The 15649-nt window shown below is 68.0% G+C and carries 15 protein-coding genes and 1 tRNA gene; 8 read left to right on the forward strand and 8 right to left on the reverse strand.

Annotated elements, in window-relative coordinates; all coding sequences use genetic code 11:
• Positions 1–306: 306 nt before the first annotated feature.
• From EV651_RS00165 to EV651_RS00175, 3 genes are all read right to left on the reverse strand, one after another.
• Positions 307–379, reverse strand: a tRNA-His gene (locus tag EV651_RS00165).
• Between the two features lie 79 nt (positions 380–458).
• A complete protein-coding gene (gene orn, locus EV651_RS00170) occupies positions 459–1079 on the reverse strand; it encodes an oligoribonuclease (RefSeq protein WP_133780679.1) in 621 nt (206 codons plus the stop codon).
• A gap of 51 nt (positions 1080–1130) precedes the next feature.
• Complete coding sequence (locus EV651_RS00175; RefSeq protein WP_133780681.1) at positions 1131–2018, reverse strand: trans-aconitate 2-methyltransferase; 888 nt, start codon at positions 2016–2018, stop codon at positions 1131–1133.
• A 77-nt stretch (positions 2019–2095) separates the two neighbouring features.
• Here EV651_RS00175 and EV651_RS00180 point away from each other — a divergent pair, with 77 nt between their 5' ends.
• On the forward strand, positions 2096–2575 hold the full coding sequence (locus EV651_RS00180) for a GNAT family N-acetyltransferase (protein ID WP_238156560.1): 480 nt from the start codon (positions 2096–2098) through the stop codon (positions 2573–2575).
• Between the two features lie 22 nt (positions 2576–2597).
• On the opposite strand, the gene EV651_RS00185 is transcribed toward EV651_RS00180, so the two are convergent.
• Both EV651_RS00185 and EV651_RS00190 read right to left on the reverse strand, forming a co-directional pair.
• Entirely contained in the window at positions 2598–2801 is a 204-nt protein-coding gene (locus tag EV651_RS00185) for a cold-shock protein (RefSeq protein WP_130381366.1), read from the reverse strand.
• Between the two features lie 189 nt (positions 2802–2990).
• Positions 2991–3545, reverse strand: coding sequence for a dihydrofolate reductase family protein (locus EV651_RS00190; protein WP_133780684.1), 555 nt, complete (start codon positions 3543–3545; stop codon positions 2991–2993).
• A gap of 178 nt (positions 3546–3723) precedes the next feature.
• Here EV651_RS00190 and EV651_RS00195 point away from each other — a divergent pair, with 178 nt between their 5' ends.
• Entirely contained in the window at positions 3724–4695 is a 972-nt protein-coding gene (locus EV651_RS00195; RefSeq protein WP_133780686.1) for a 2-dehydropantoate 2-reductase, read from the forward strand.
• Positions 4696–4861: 166 nt separating this feature from the next.
• Positions 4862–5842, forward strand: coding sequence for a LacI family DNA-binding transcriptional regulator (locus EV651_RS00200; protein WP_133780689.1), 981 nt, complete (start codon positions 4862–4864; stop codon positions 5840–5842).
• 176 nt (positions 5843–6018) lie between these two features.
• On the opposite strand, the gene sucD is transcribed toward EV651_RS00200, so the two are convergent.
• Together sucD and sucC are read right to left on the reverse strand one after the other, a co-directional pair.
• Complete coding sequence (sucD, locus tag EV651_RS00205; protein WP_133780691.1) at positions 6019–6912, reverse strand: succinate--CoA ligase subunit alpha; 894 nt, start codon at positions 6910–6912, stop codon at positions 6019–6021.
• Positions 6913–6927: 15 nt separating this feature from the next.
• Complete coding sequence (sucC, locus tag EV651_RS00210; protein WP_133780693.1) at positions 6928–8073, reverse strand: ADP-forming succinate--CoA ligase subunit beta; 1146 nt, start codon at positions 8071–8073, stop codon at positions 6928–6930.
• A 137-nt stretch (positions 8074–8210) separates the two neighbouring features.
• On the opposite strand from sucC, the gene EV651_RS00215 reads away from it, so the two are divergent.
• The gene (locus EV651_RS00215; RefSeq protein ID WP_133780695.1) at positions 8211–9554 is read left to right on the forward strand and encodes an MFS transporter; all 1344 of its coding nucleotides are present in this window, start codon (positions 8211–8213) and stop codon (positions 9552–9554) included.
• Entirely contained in the window at positions 9551–10123 is a 573-nt protein-coding gene (locus tag EV651_RS00220) for a hypothetical protein (protein WP_133780697.1), read from the forward strand. The genes EV651_RS00215 and EV651_RS00220 overlap by 4 nt, the downstream gene beginning before the upstream one ends.
• Here EV651_RS00220 and EV651_RS00225 read toward each other — a convergent pair.
• Complete coding sequence (locus tag EV651_RS00225) at positions 10075–10335, reverse strand: hypothetical protein (protein ID WP_133780699.1); 261 nt, start codon at positions 10333–10335, stop codon at positions 10075–10077. The genes EV651_RS00220 and EV651_RS00225 overlap by 49 nt on opposite strands.
• Positions 10336–10457: 122 nt before the next feature.
• On the opposite strand from EV651_RS00225, the gene EV651_RS00230 reads away from it, so the two are divergent.
• The 3 genes from EV651_RS00230 to EV651_RS00240 all read left to right on the forward strand — a co-directional run bounded on the left by EV651_RS00230 (position 10458) and on the right by EV651_RS00240 (position 15649).
• Positions 10458–12167, forward strand: a complete 1710-nt coding sequence (locus EV651_RS00230) for a thiamine pyrophosphate-binding protein (RefSeq protein WP_133780701.1) — start codon at positions 10458–10460, stop codon at positions 12165–12167.
• A gap of 92 nt (positions 12168–12259) precedes the next feature.
• The gene (frc, locus tag EV651_RS00235; protein WP_133780703.1) at positions 12260–13486 is read left to right on the forward strand and encodes a formyl-CoA transferase; all 1227 of its coding nucleotides are present in this window, start codon (positions 12260–12262) and stop codon (positions 13484–13486) included.
• A 15-nt stretch (positions 13487–13501) separates the two neighbouring features.
• Positions 13502–15649, forward strand: a complete 2148-nt coding sequence (locus EV651_RS00240) for an acetate--CoA ligase family protein (RefSeq protein WP_133780705.1) — start codon at positions 13502–13504, stop codon at positions 15647–15649.

The following is a 15649-nucleotide window of genomic DNA, read 5'->3' on the forward strand; positions in this document are numbered from 1 at the left end:
GAACCGCCGAACTGGACCACCGAAGCCGAGCGAACCGCCGAACTGGACCACCGAAGCCGAGCGAACCGCCGAACTGGACCACCGAAGCCGAGCGAACCGCCGAACTGGACCACCGAAGCCGAGCGAACCGCCGAACTGGACCACCGAAGCCGAGCGAACAGCCGAACTGGACCACCGAAGCCGAGCGAAGCGAAGGCGCAAGGGGGTGCGGGTGGCGGAGCCCCCGCCGGCGGCAAGCGAAGCGCAGCCGCACAAAATGACGAAGCCGACCAGGCCCGCGCTCTCCGCGGGCATGGCCGGCCATCGGGTGAGTGACGGGACTCGAACCCGCGACCACCTGGACCACAACCAGGTGCTCTACCAGCTGAGCTACACCCACCATTGCCGTCCGAACCGCGACGGCTGAGCAATCATAGCGACGAACTGTCCGGACCAGAAATCGAGGGCGGATCCGCAGGTCAGGCGCCGGTTGTGCTGTCCTCGGCGGGTGCTGCGACGAGGCTGGCGGCGGCCCGGGCGGTGCTGGAGTCGGGGCCTGGCTGCGGGACGAACACGGTCTCGCGGTAGTACCGCAGCTCGGAGATGCTTTCGGTGATGTCGGCGAGGGCGCGGTGGTTGCCGGTCTTGGCCGGCGTCGCGTAGTACACGCGCGGGTACCAGCGGCGTACCAGCTCCTTGATCGAGCTGACGTCGACGTTGCGGTAGTGCAGGTGCGATTCGACGCGCGGCATGTCGCGGACCAGGAAGGTCCGGTCGGTGCCGACCGAGTTCCCGGCGAGGGCGGCCTTGCGGGGCTCTTTGACGTACGACGTGATGAAGTCGAGGACCTGTTCCTCGGCGTCGGCGAGCGGGATGCCGTTGGCGAGCTCTTCGAGCAGCCCGGACGCGGTGTGCATGTCGCGGACGAAGTCACCCATCTGTTCGAGCGCGGCCGGTGGCGGCGCGATCACCAGGTCGATCCCGTCGCCGAGCACGTTCAGTTCGTAGTCGGTGACCAGGACCGCAACCTCGATCAGGGCGTCGTTCGCCAGGTCGAGGCCGGTCATCTCGCAGTCGATCCACACCAGCCGGTCGTTCATGGGCACCCACCTTACGGTGGCGGGCCGACAGTGCGGCGACGGCGTGCCTTGTCAGCGCGGCGCGTAGCCCAGGTGGACGCTGCGGACGGACAGTACGGCGAGGTCGGTGCGCCGCCCGAGGTAGTGCGCGCCTGAGGGGTCCAGCAGCTGCCGCCAGGCGTCCAGATCCTCCGGAGCGAGCCATTCCTCATCAGAAACCACGTGACCATGACCGTGCCCGTGGCCGTGATCGGAGCCGGTCAGTCGCTCGATCCGCGTCTGGAACGCGCGTACGACGCCTTCGAGCCGCTCGGGCGGCAACGGCGCCGGCACCTCGGTCAGCACGCTCCGCGTGGTCACGTCGGTCAACCCGGCCCGAGTCAGCGCCTCGGTCCACCCGTACGGCATCGGCACCGACCCCGGCAGCGAGTCCCGCATGACCTTGAACCACCGGTCCTGGGCCAGGTCGAGCCGCAGCTCCAGCCCGGGCTCGCCGACCCCGAGGTCCCACGGGAGGTGCCTCGCGGGCAACCCGCCCTCAGCGAGCGCGAGTCGTCCACCGGGCGCGAGCAGCGATGCCAGCGCGTCCACAGCGGCCTGCTGGTCGGCAGCGTGGTGAACGGAGGCGGATGCCCAGATCAGGTCGGCCGCAGCGTCGATTGCCCGGCGCAACGGTTCCGCCCCGTCGTCCATCGACGCCAGCTCACACCGCACGAGGCCCGCGGTGTGCTCCCGTGCCTGCTCCAGTACGTCGGGATCCGCGTCGACAGCCACCACCGTCGCGCCGGGCAACGCCTCGGCCAGTGCCTTGGCCATCCCGCCACCGCCGCAGCCGATGTCCGCGACGACCTTGTCGCCGTCCCGCACCAGACTGCGAGCCACTGCCGCGTTCCAGTCGGTCTCGCCCTCGGCCGCCGCGCGCAACCGTCCGGCCTCTCCAGCCCAATCGATCTCGATCATGACGACAGTCTCGTCCTCGTCGTCGACGAAGCCCACGTGATGTTGCCGGTCCGGCAAATGGCACTACCGTGGCGCGGGTGATCGCCACGGACCGCCTGACCCTGCTGCCGCTCGAGGTCGAGTACGCCGAACCGATGGCAGAAGTCCTGTCCGACCCCGCCCTCTACACCTTCACAGGCGGCGAACCGCCGTCCGTAGCGGCTCTGGAGGCACGCTACCGCCGCCAACTGGCCGGTCCGGGACGTCCGGACGAACAGTGGCTCAACTGGGTGATCAAGTACGACGACACGCTGATCGGCTACGTCCAGGCGACCGTCATCGACGGTACGACGGAGATCGCGTGGGTGATCGGCACCGCTTGGCAGGGCCGCGGTTTCGCGAAGGAGGCCGCCCAGGGGATGGTCACCTGGCTACGGGCTCAAAAGATCGGCCGGATCATCGCGCACGTACATCCGGACCACACCGCATCGGCCGCTGTCGCGGCCGCGATCGGTCTCGCGTGCACCGACGTACTGGAAGACGGCGAGTACCTGTGGAACACGGCAGACCCGGCGTGAACCGGGTCTGCCGCTTACAGCATCAGACCGGGCGGACGTTCTCCGCCTGCAGGCCCTTCGGGCCCTGCGCGATCTCGAACTCGACTCGCTGGTTCTCGTCCAGGGAGCGGAAGCCCTGCGTCTGGATCGCCGAGTAGTGCACGAATACGTCGGCGCCGCCGTCCTCCTGGGAGATGAAGCCGAAGCCCTTCTCGCCGTTGAACCACTTCACTGTTCCCAAAGCCATGATTTTCTCCTGATACGACAAAACGCCCGGCGGATCACAAATCCGCGGGCGCTTCGACACGAACGTGGAACTGCAAAACTGCATCGAGTTGAAACCCTAGCACGCTGAATGAGCCGTCAGCCACTCCTCGCCACGCCGTACGTCGTACTTCTCCGGGTGGAGCGTGCTGCCGGAACCCTGAAGCGGCTGCTAGGGCCGCACGTACGTGGCCAGTGATGCCGCGCCGGTTTGGACGGCCGAGGCGAGCTGGAAGTGGACGGGGGTGTCGGACGGGCCGAACAGCTTCTCGCCGGTGCCGACGACTGACGGGAAGGTCATCAGCCGGTACTCGTCGACCAGATCGGCTGCCTGCAGCGCCCGGATCACGCTGAGACTGCCGGTGACCGCGATGGTCCGCGACTCGGTCCGCACGTAGTCCGTCAGTGAGCCCTCCGTCAGCCTCGAGTTGGGGAAGGCCGAGAGGTCGGTCAGCGAGTGTGACGCGACCACCTTGGCCATCTTGTTCATCCGGGTCGAGAAGTCGTCGGTACGGTTCGGCCAGAGCCGGCTGAACAGCTCCCAGGTGGTCCGGCCGAGCAGCAGTACGCCGGTGTCCATCAGTTCGCCGAGCCGGAACTTGTCGCCGCCGACGGTTTCCGGGCCGTGGCGGAACGCCCAGCCGCCGGCCGGGGTGCCGCCGGAGCCGTCCGGGTCGGTGACGATGCCGTCGAGGCTGACGAATCCGGTGACGATGACGTGGCCCATGGTTCCTGCTCCTTGTGTCGAGTGATTCACGCCGGTACATACCGCCGAGCAGGCCCCGATTCATCGCCGCGCACCGAACTTCTTTGGCGAGCGCTTGCCGATGAGTGTGACCTTGACCGCATTCAGCCTCCAGCCTACTGTATGCGGTATACAAGCCTCCTCGAAGGCAGGGACCCTTATGAGAGTTGCGGTTCTCGGCGCCGGTGCGATCGGTGCGTACGTCGGCGCGGCGCTGCACCGTGGTGGGACAGAGGTCCACCTGGTCGCCCGCGGCGCGCATCTGGAAGCGATCCGGTCGGACGGCGTGACGGTGCTCAGTCCACGCGGTGACTTCACGGCCCGGACGCCGGCCACGGACGACCCCGTCGAGATCGGCCCGGTCGACTACGTCTTTCTCGGGCTCAAGGCGAACTCGTACGCGAACGCCGGCCCGTTGCTCGAGCCCCTGCTGCACGACCGCACGGTCGTGGTCGCGGCGCAGAACGGCATCCCCTGGTGGTACTTCCACCGCCTGAAGGGCCCGTACGAGGGCCGCCGGATCGAATCGGTCGACCCCGGCGGCGCCGTCACCCAGGTGCTCGACCTCGACCGCGCGATCGGCTGCGTCGTGTACTGCTCGACCGAGCTCGAAGGTCCAGGCGTCGTACGGCACCTGGAAGGCACCCGCTTCTCGATCGGTGAACCCGGCGGCGGGCAGTCGGAGCGCTGCACGGCCTTCAGTACGGCGATGATCGCCGGCGGACTGAAGTGCCCGGTCGAGGACGACATCCGCAACGACATCTGGATCAAGCTGCTCGGGAACGCGGCGTTCAACCCGATCAGCGCGCTGGCCCGGGCGACGATGGTGGAGATCGCCACGCACCAGGGGACGCGGCAGATGGTCAGGCTGATGATGGAGGAGTCGCTGGAGATCGCAGCGGCGCTGGGCTGTCACCCGCACATCTCCGTGGACAAACGGCTCGACGGCGCCGAACGCGTCGGCGGGCACAAGACCTCGATGCTGCAGGACCTGGAGAAGGACAAGCCGCTGGAGCTCGACGTCATCCTCGCCGCGGTCGTCGAACTCGCCGACCTCACCGGCATCAAAGCCCCCACCCTCCGAGCAGTCCACGCAGTAACCGACCTGCTGGCCAGCAAGATCGGCGTCTAAGCGGTGCTGATGGCCACGCCTCCGGCGCGGCGGGTCATGGGGCCGTAACTCCCGTCGTCCGGCTCGCCGCGCGCGGCGACGTGTTGACGCAAACATGTCTAAACTCCTGCACCACGGGAGGTGCCGGGTGGAAGGAACCTCGGGGAGGCGGCGGCGAAGTCCGTCGATGGCTGATGTGGCGCGACTGGCCGGGGTGTCCGGACAGACCGTGTCCCGCGTCGCGAACGGCCGGCAGAACGTGGACTCGGTCACCCGGGCCCGGGTCAAGGACGCGATGCGCCAACTCGGCTACCGCCCCAACGGCGCCGCCCGCGCCCTGCGCAGCGGCGAGTTCCGCAGCATCGGCGTGATCGTCTTCGAGCTCTCCACCTTCGGTACGACGCGGACCCTCGACGCGATCGCCACGGCCGCCACCGCCCGCGGCTACTCGGTCAACTTGATGCCGGTGCTCGCGGTCAGCCGCCAGGCCGTGGCGGACGCGTTCACGAGGCTGGGGGAGCAGGCCGTGGACGGCGTCATCATGATGATCGAGGCGCACGTACTCGACGACGTACAACTGCCCGTGGGCCTGCCGGTCGTGGTCGTGCATGCAGGAGTTCACTACGACCACCCGGTCGTCGACACCGACCAGACGCAAGGTGCCCGGCTGGCGACCGAGCACCTGCTCGGCCTGGGGCACAAGACGGTGTGGCATCTGGGCGGACCGCCGTCGTCGTTCGCCGCGGATCAGCGCCGCCGGTCCTGGGAGCAGACGCTCCGCGACCACGGTTGCGACGTACCGCCGCTGCTCCTCGGGGACTGGTCGTCGGCGGCCGGGTACGACGCCGGCTGCCGGCTCGCCGCGGATGACGCCGTGACGGCGATCTTCGCGGCCAACGATCAGATGGCGCTCGGCCTGCTCCGCGCCTTGCACGAGCACGGCCGGACGGTTCCGGAGGACATGAGCGTGGTCGGCTTCGACGACATGGAAGAGGCGGCCCACTTCTGGCCGCCTCTCACCACAGTCCGTCAGACCTTCGCCGACATCGGCCGCCGCAGCGTCGACACTCTCCTCGCCGAGATCCACGCCACCGACCATCACGCCCCGGTAGCAGTCCCCACCGAACTGATCATCCGCCGCAGCACCGCCCCACCCCATTCCCGCTGATCCACGGCGCCGCCGGCTTGGTGTGATGTGCAGCTCGACAGGAGGTGCCGGGTGGCCGGGTAGTGCACCTGAGCGTGAACGTGACCGTGTGTACGGTGTCTCGCCGGTGCTCTACCTGTCGAGCTTGCACATCACGTGGCCGCGAGAAGCCGTGCCACCATCCGCTGGGAGGTTGGTCAGGCCGGCTGGTGGCTGGAGGAGAGGGTGGTGCGTAGCAGGTGGGCGGTTTCGGCGGGGGTCTTGCCGACGCGTACGCCGGCTGCTTCCAGGGCTTCCTGTTTCGCGGCCGCCGTCCCCGACGAGCCGGACACGATCGCGCCGGCGTGGCCCATCGTCTTGCCCTCCGGTGCGGTGAAGCCGGCGACGTACCCGACGACCGGCTTGGTCACGTTCTCCTTGATGAACGCAGCCGCCCGCTCCTCGGCGTCACCGCCGATCTCACCGATCATCACGATCGCGTCGGTGTCCGGGTCGTCCTGGAACGCCCGCAGCGCGTCGATGTGCGTGGTCCCGATGATCGGGTCACCGCCGATCCCGATCGCGGTCGAGAACCCGAAGTCCCGCAGTTCGTACATCATCTGGTAGGTCAGCGTGCCGGACTTCGACACCAGACCGATCCGGCCGGGTCCCGCGATGTCAGCGGGAATGATCCCCGCGTTGGCGCGCCCCGGGTTGATGATCCCCGGACAGTTCGGGCCGATGACGCGCGTGCCATTGGCCTGTGCGTACGCGAAGAACGCCGCGGTGTCGTGCACCGGAACGCCCTCGGTGATCACCACCACCAACGGGATCCCGGCGTCGACGGCCTCGATGACTGCTCCGCGCGTGAACCGCGGCGGCACGAACACCACCGACACGTCCGCGTCCGCCGCCTTCACCGCATCCGCGCACGACCCGTACACCGGGATCGAGCGCCGCGCGAAGTCCACCGACTGCCCGCCCTTGCCAGGCGTCACGCCGCCGACGACATTGGTGCCGGCAGCAAGCATCCGGCTGGTGTGCTTGTGTCCCTCGGACCCGGTCATGCCCTGCACGACGACCCGGCTCTTCTCGGTCAGGAATATCGCCATCTCGAACGGTCCCTTCTAGGCGGCGAGTTCGGCGGCGCGCGCTGCAGCGCCGTCCATGGTGTCGACCACGGTCACCAGCGGATGGTTGGCCTTGGCAAGGATCGCGCGGCCTTCCTCGACGTTGTTGCCGTCCAGCCGGACGACGAGCGGCTTGTCGGCCTGATCGCCTAGCAGTGCTAGCGCCTGCACGATGCCGTTCGAGACCGCGTCGCACGCAGTGATCCCGCCGAACACGTTCACGAAAACACTCCGCACCTGCGGGTCGGACAGGATGATCCCGAGCCCGTTCGCCATCACCTCGGCCGAGGCGCCGCCGCCGATGTCGAGAAAGTTGGCCGGTTTCACGCCGTACGGCGAACCCGCGTACGCGACCACGTCGAGTGTCGACATCACCAGGCCTGCGCCGTTGCCGATGATTCCGACCGAGCCGTCCAGCTTCACGTAGTTCAGGCCCTTGGCCTGCGCCTCGGCCTCGAGTGGATCGGCAGCCGCCTTGTCGTCGAAGCCGCTGTGATCCGGATGCCGGTACGCCGCGTTGTCGTCGAGCGTGACCTTGCCGTCGAGCGCCTCCAACGACCCGTCGCCGAGCCTCACCAGCGGATTCACCTCCACCAGCGAGGCATCTTCCGCGATGAACACGTCCCACAACCGCTGCACCACCGCGGACGCCTCGGCCGGGAATCCGGCAGCCGTCACGATCTTCGCAGCCTTGGCCTCGTCGACGCCGGTCGCGGGGTCGATCGACACCTTCGCGATCGCGTCCGGGTTGGTGTGCGCGACCTCCTCGATCTCCACGCCGCCTTCGGTGCTGGCGATACACAGGTACTCGCGGTTCGCCCGGTCGACCAGGAAAGAGAAGTAGTACTCCTCGGCGATGTCCGCGGCCGGTGCGAGCAGGACCCGCTGCACGGTGTGGCCCTTGATGTCCATCCCGAGGATCTCGGCCGCCCTCGCCTGCGCCTCGTCCGGAGTGGCGGCCAGCTTCACGCCGCCGGCCTTGCCGCGACCGCCAGTTTTCACCTGCGCTTTCACCACGACGCGCCCGCCGAGCTCGCGGGCCGCCTCCGCGGCGTCGGCCGCGTCCTCGATCACCCGGCCCAGCGTCACCGGAACGCCGTGCCGAGCAAACAACTCCTTGGCTTGGTACTCCATGAGGTCCACGTCGCCTCCAAGAATGTGTGGTGGCGACTGTATGCGGTATGCAATCCGTCGACAAGAGCGACGCCCCAGGTCTGGACAGGTTCCGGCCGGAAGGAGTACCACAGACTTCATACGGTATGCAGTAGTCAGGAGGCGATATGAATCACGTGGTTCCGCGGGATGTGCGTGATGTCTACGGCCGGCGGTACCGGATCGGCGAGGATGCCCGTGAACTGACCGGGCATTCGCGCCGCTGGCAACTCTGGGCGGCCTGGGCCTGCATGGTCGCGATCAGCCCTTTGCAGTACTCGTTCGGCACCGCAGCCCTCGGCCTGGCCTCGGATCGGGGCTGGGGCGCGGCGCAAACCCTCTGGCTGCTCGCGGTCTTCGTCGCCTGCCAAGCACTCGTCGCGATCCCAGCCGCCTGGGCTCATCGAGTACGGCGGGCAACGCCGACCCAGCTCGTCGTGGGCGGTGGGGTGCTCGCGGCGATCGGCCTCGTCACGCTCGCCCACGTGCACAGCTACGGCGCGGTCCTCGTCGGCTACTCGCTCCTCGGCGGCACCGGTGCGGGCCTCGTGTACGCCGCGTGCATCACCACGTCGGCGCGCTGGTTCCCGGACCGGCGTACGGCGACGATCGGCTTCGTCACCGGCGGATTCGCGGTCGGCGCCGTACCGAGCATCTTCCTGCTGACGCGGACGGATCAATCGATCGTGTTCGACCTGACCGCTCTGGTGGCGGTGCTGGTCGTCCTGGTCGCCGGCGGTCTGCTGAAGGATCCGCCGCGGCACTGGTGGCCTGCGGAAATCGACGCTCAGGTGTGGGCCATCGACCGCAAGCTGAACCGCAGCATCCCGCACAACGCACCCGCCGTCCGGCAGTACCGTCCCGGTGAGGCGATGCGGACCGGCGCGCTGCCGCTGATGTGGTTGCTGCTGGCAAACAGTACGGCGTTGTCGTTGCTGGGAATCGGTTTCGTGGTGAGCTACGGAGTGAGCGCCGACCTCGGTTTCACGACGGCTGCGACGGCGGCCGGATTGCTTGCCGCCGTCAACGGCCTTGGCAGATCGTTCGCAGGTCACCTGTCCGACCGGTTCGGCCGCCGTCGGGTTCTGGCCGCCGTACTGATGATCGAAGGTTTCGCCCACGTCGGTCTGGTGGCCGTCGACGTCGGCTGGGCGTTCGTCGTCTGCGCGATGTTCGCGGGCTTGGGTGGCGGGGCGTTCTACGCGATCATGGCCAACCTCGTCCTGGAGTTCTTCGGCGAGAACAGCCTGTTGCAGAACCAAGCCATCCTGTACTCCGCGAAGGCGGTCGGCGGTCTCGTCGGCATCGGTGTCGCCGCTTCCGTGATCGCACTGGTCGGCTACCAGCCGCTGTTCCTCGGCGCCGGTCTGCTCGGCTTACTGACTGCGCTGAGTGTGCGCCTCCTCAAACAACCCGGTCGGCCGGCGTTGCCCGTGCGACCTCAGCTCGGTACGCCGGTGGCCGGCGAGTGAACGGCTACGGGAAGGTCCCGCGACCCGATCCGTGCGTGATGGAACTGGTGTCCCGCCTCGCGCGGGAACCGTGGACGGATCGCCCCGCGTGCGTGCATCCCGTCCTGAGCGCGGTTGCGCGGGCAGCCCACGACCACAGCAGCTCGGCCGGTCGTCGGCACCTGCTGCCGCTCGCGCCACGCTTCATCAACACCTGCACAGTGGGCTTCGAGGCATCGGCTCGTCTGGTCGCGTTGTGCGTTTCCACTGCGCTCGTGAGCGGTGAGCTGACCGGTGACGAGCGGCGGAGGATGGCGGCGGCTCACCGGACTGCGCTGTACTTGCTCGGTTCCGAGGAGGAACCCGGGGGAGCGGCGCGCTGGTGGCTGCCCGCACTCGGCCGACTGGGTTGGAGCGAGCCGTTCTACCGCACGTTCGTCGCCACGGAGCAGGCAGCAGAAGCAGTCGCGGTCACCGCTCGTACTGCGAGCGGTGACCGCGACGTACGCCTGCGAAGCCTCCTGAAGCTGTGCCTCGCAACTCAGCCCAAGCCCTCGTGTTCGGCGTCCGCCCAGAAATCGGGGTCGTAGTCGTCGTCCGGGATGGCTACCAGTTCGCCGGCGAGGGGCGCTGGCCGAACCTGCTGTTCGAGCCGCCGAAGGTCCGCCGTACACCGCTCCAGATCGTCCAGCAGCCGCAGTACGTCGAGATGCGGACCGACGCGATTCCTCAACGCCATAAGGGCTTTCTCCAGGGCGAGAAGAGCGGCCCGGGTCCGGTCGAGATCCTCGGAAATCGTCATCACAGCCTCCTGGTGCCGAGCTCTGGACAACCGCTACGCCCTGGGATAAGACTACGACTACACCATACGGTATGCAATCTACATCAAGCCTTACTCAGGCCCTTCCGAGGAGTTGACTGCAGATGGCGCAGACAGTGTCGGAGACCCAACCCACAGCGGTGGTCAAGGAGCCGGAGACCATCTCCGGCGGTCACCTCGTCGCGAAGGCCTTGAAGGCCGAGGGGATCGACGTGATCTTCACGCTCTGCGGCGGTCACATCATCGACATCTACGACGGCTGCGTGGACGAGGGCATCGCGGTGGTCGATGTGCGGCACGAGCAGGTCGCGGCGCACGCCGCCGATGGCTACGCACGGGTCACCGGCAAGCCCGGCTGCGCGGTCGTCACCGCCGGCCCCGGGACGACGGACGCGGTCACCGGCGTCGCGAATGCCTTCCGCGCCGAGAGTCCGATGCTGCTGATCGGCGGCCAGGGCGCCCTGAACCAGCACAAGATGGGGTCCCTGCAGGACCTGCCGCACGTCGACATGATGACGCCGATCACCAAGTTCGCGGCGACCGTTCCGCACACCGCGCGGGCCGCGGACATGGTGTCGATGGCGTTCCGCGAGTGCTACAACGGCGCGCCCGGCCCGTCGTTCCTGGAGATCCCGCGCGACATCCTGGACAACTCGGTGCCGGTCGATTCCGCGACCGTCCCCGAGGCCGGGCACTACCGGGCCTCGACGAAGAGCATCGGCGACCCGGCGAGTGTCGAGGCGCTGGCCGACCTGCTGGTGCGGGCCGAGAAGCCCGTCGTACTGCTCGGCAGCCAGGTCTGGACCTCGCGCGGCAGCGACGCGGCGATCGACTTCGTCCGGACGCTCGACATCCCGGCGTTCATGAACGGTTCGGCCCGCGGCACGCTGCCGCCCGGCGACCCGCACCACTTCCACCTGTCCCGGCGGTACGGCTTCAACAACGCCGACCTGATCCTGATCGTCGGCACGCCCTTCGACTTCCGGATGGGGTACGGGCGCCGGCTCCCGAAGAGCGCCACCGTCGTACAGATCGACCTGGACTACCGCACCGTTGGCAAGAACCGCGACATCGACCTCGGCCTGGTGGGCGATCCGGGCGCGATCCTGGCGGCCGTCACGCAGGCGGCGTCGGGCCGGTTGCACAAGACGGATCGCAAGGCCTGGTTCGCGGAGCTGCGGGCCGAGGAGGACGCGGCGTACCAGAAGCGGCTGCCGCGGCAGCTGTCCGACGCGAACCCGATCCACCCGCTGCGGCTCGCGCACGAGATCAACGAGTTCCTCACCGAGGACTCGATCTACATCGGCGACGGCGGTGACATCGTGACGTTCTCCGGTGGCGTCGTACAGCCGAAGTCACCCGGCCACTGGATGGACCCGGGTCCGCTCGGCACGCTTGGCGTCGGCATCCCGTTCGTGCTCGCCGCGAAGTACGCGCGGCCGGACAAGGAAGTGGTCGCATTGTTCGGCGACGGGGCGTTCTCGCTGACCGGTTGGGACTTCGAGACGCTGGTCCGCTACCAGCTCCCGTTCGTCGGTGTCGTCGGCAACAACTCGTCGATGAACCAGATCCGCTACGGCCAGGAAGCCAAGTACGGCAAGGACCGCGGCCGGATCGGCAACACCCTCGGCGACGTGAAGTACGACGAGTTCGCCCGGATGCTCGGCGGGTACGGCGAGGAGGTTCGCGACCCCGCCGACATCGGGCCGGCGCTGCTCCGGGCCCGCGAGTCGGGGCTGCCGTCGCTGATCAACGTCTGGGTCGACCCGGACGCCTACGCCCCCGGAACCATGAACCAGACCATGTACAAGTAAAGGGGACCCGTCATGAACGAGCGAAGCGAGTTCATCATTCAACACAGCCCAACTCGTGCCTCAGCCGCGCACGGAGCGAAGCGAGTACGCGGATGAGTTCGGCCCTCGAGGGTGTCCGTGTTCTCGACATGACCCACGTGCAGTCCGGACCGTCCTGCACCCAGCTCCTCGCCTGGCTCGGCGCCGATGTGATCAAGCTCGAGGCACCGACCGGCGACATCACCCGCCAGCAGCTGCGCGACCTGCCGGACGTCGACAGCCTGTACTTCACGATGCTCAACTGCAACAAGCGCAGCATCACGCTGAACATGAAGTCCGACCGGGGCAAGGAGATCTTCACCGACCTGGTGAAGGACGCCGATGTCCTGGTGGAGAACTTCGCCCCCGGCGCGATCGACCGGATGGGCTTCACCTGGGAGCGCCTTCAGGAACTGAACCCGGGTCTCGTGTTCGCGTCGATCAAAGGCTTCGGCCCCGGCCGGTACGAGAACTTCAAGGCGTACGAGGTCGTCGCCCAGGCGATGGGCGGCGCGATGAGTACGACGGGGTTCGAGGACGGACCGCCCACCGCGACCGGCGCGCAGATCGGCGACTCGGGCACCGGCATCCACCTGGTCGCCGGCATCCTCGCCGCGCTGCTCCAGCGGACGCACACCGGCAAGGGTCAGCGCGTCACGGTGGCCATGCAGGAAGCGGTCCTGAACCTCACCCGGGTCAAGTTGCGCGACCAGCAGCGGCTGGCGCACGGTCCGCTGCGCGAGTACCCGAACGACAACTTCAACGGCGAGGTGCCGCGGTCCGGAAATGCGTCCGGCGGCGGCCAGCCCGGCTGGGCGCTGCGCTGCGCACCCGGCGGACCGAACGACTACATCTACGTGATCGTCCAGCCGCCGGGCTGGGCGCCGATCGCCAACCTGATCGGCAAGCCGGAGCTGGCCGAGGACCCGGACTGGGCAACCCCGGCCGCGCGACTCGACAAGCTCGACAAGATGTTCGCGCTGATCGAGCAGTGGACCGAGCAGCACACCAAGTTCGAGGTGATGGACAAGCTCAACGCGCTGAACGTGCCGTGCGGGCCGATCATGTCCACCCGTGAGCTGATCGAGGACGAGACGCTCGCCGAGCTCGGCGCGGTGGTGGAGGTCAAGCACCCGCAGCGCGGCAGCTTCAAGACGGTCGGCTGCCCGATCAAGCTGTCCGACTCCCCGGTCGAGGTCCAGACCTCACCGGGCCTCGGCGAACACAACTCCGTCATCTACGGCGCGCTCGGCATCGACACGGCTGAGCTCTCCGAACTCAAAGCCGCCGGCGTCATCTAAAGGGAGATCGTTGCCATGACCTACGACAAGGCAGCAGTCCGGACCATCCTCGACCAGGCTCTGGCGGACGGCCGCACCTCGCTGAGCGCGCCGGAGGCCAAGCGGGTCGCCGACGCGTACGGCATCCCGACGCCGGGCGAGGGGCTGGCCACGACTGCCGAGGAAGCCGCCGGCCTCGCCGCCGAGATCGGCTTCCCGGTCGTGCTGAAGATCGTCTCGCCGGACATCCTGCACAAGACCGACGCCGGTGGCGTGGTGGTCGGCATCCAGACCGAGGATGCCGTGCTGGCGGCCTACAAACAGATTGTCGACAACGCGAATGCCTACAAGGCGGATGCAGACATTGTCGGCGTCCAGGTGCAGAAGATGCTGGTCACCGGCGGCGATGTGCAGGAGGTCATCGTCGGTGCGGTCACCGATCCCACCTTCGGCAAGGTCGTCGCGTTCGGGCTGGGCGGCGTACTCGTCGAGGTACTCAAGGACGTCACCTTCCGGCTGGCTCCGCTGGCCGACGACGAGGCCCGGGCGATGGTCGACGGGATCGACGCGCGCGAGATGCTCGAGGGCGTTCGCGGCGCGCGCCCGGTCGACAAGGAGATTGTCGGCAATCTGATCAAGCGGGTATCGGATCTGGTCACGGACTTCCCGCAGTTCGCGGAGGTCGACCTGAACCCGGTGCTTGCCGGGCCGGACGGCGCGACCGCGGTGGACTTCCGGATCATCGTGGACGCCGAGGCGGGCAAACCGGTCGAGCGGTACAGCCAGGAGGAGATCCTGACCGCGATGACCCGGATCATGAAGCCGCGCGCGGTGGCCGTGATCGGGGCGTCCAACGAGGACGGCAAGATCGGCAACTCGGTGATGAAGAACCTGGTCAACGGCGGGTACGCCGGGGACATCTACCCGATCAACCCTCGCGGCGGGGAGGTGCTCGGGCGGAAGGCTTTCCCCAGCATCACCGACGTACCGGGTGATGTCGACGTCGCGGTGTTCGCCGTACCCGCCAAGTTCGTCGGGGCCACGCTCGAGCAGTGCGGTCAGAAGGGTGTCGCGGGCGCGATCCTGATCCCGTCCGGGTTCGCCGAGACCGGTGAGCAGGCGCTCCAGGACGAGGTCGTGGCGATCGCCCGCAAACACAACGTCCGCATACTGGGACCGAACATCTACGGCTACTACTACCTGCCGGAGAGCCTCTGCGCGACGTTCTGCACGCCGTACGACGTCCGCGGGTCCGTCGCCCTGTCGTCACAGTCCGGAGGCATCGGGATGGCGATCCTCGGCTTCAGCCGGTCCAGCCGGATGGGGGTTTCCGCGATCGTTGGGGTAGGCAACAAGGCCGATATCGACGAGGATGACCTCCTGACGTTCTTCGAGAGCGACGACAACACCAACCTGATCGCCATGCATCTTGAGGATTTGAAGGACGGCCGGGCGTTCGCCGAGACGGCGGCCCGGGTGTCGAAGAAGAAGCCGGTCGTCGTACTGAAGGCCGGGCGTACCTCCCTGGGTGCTCGGGCCGCCAGCTCGCACACCGGCGCCCTGGCCGGCAACGACAAGGTGTACGACGACATCCTCCGGCAGAGCGGGGTGGTCCGGGCGCCCGGGCTGAACGAGATGCTCCAGTACGCCCGCGGTATCCCGCTGCTGCCGACGCCGAAGGGCGAGAACGTCGTCATCATCACCGGCGCGGGCGGTTCCGGCGTACTGCTGTCGGATGCGTGTGTGGATGCCGGGCTGACGCTGATGGACATTCCGGACGATCTGGACGCGGCCTTCCGGAAGTTCATCCCGCCGTTCGGCGCGGCCGGGAACCCGGTCGACATCACGGGCGGTGAGCCGCCCTCGACGTACCGGAACACGATCGCGCTCGGGCTGTCCGACGAGCGGATCCACGCACTGATCCTGGGCTACTGGCACACGATCGTGACACCGCCGATGGTGTTCGCGAAGCTGGTCGCCGACGTGGTCGAGGAGTTCCGGGCCAAGGGCATCGACAAGCCCGTGGTCGCCTCGCTGTCGGGTGACGTCGAGGTGGAGGAAGCCAGCCAGTACCTGTTCGACCACGGTGTGGTCGCGTACCCGTACACCACCGAGACCCCGGTCCAGGTTCTCGGTGCCAAGTACCGCTGGGCCCGCAACGCCGGGCCGCTCGGCATCCGTTGA

This window comes from Kribbella sp. VKM Ac-2571 (assembly GCF_004362255.1).
Taxonomy (GTDB): domain Bacteria; phylum Actinomycetota; class Actinomycetes; order Propionibacteriales; family Kribbellaceae; genus Kribbella; species Kribbella pratensis.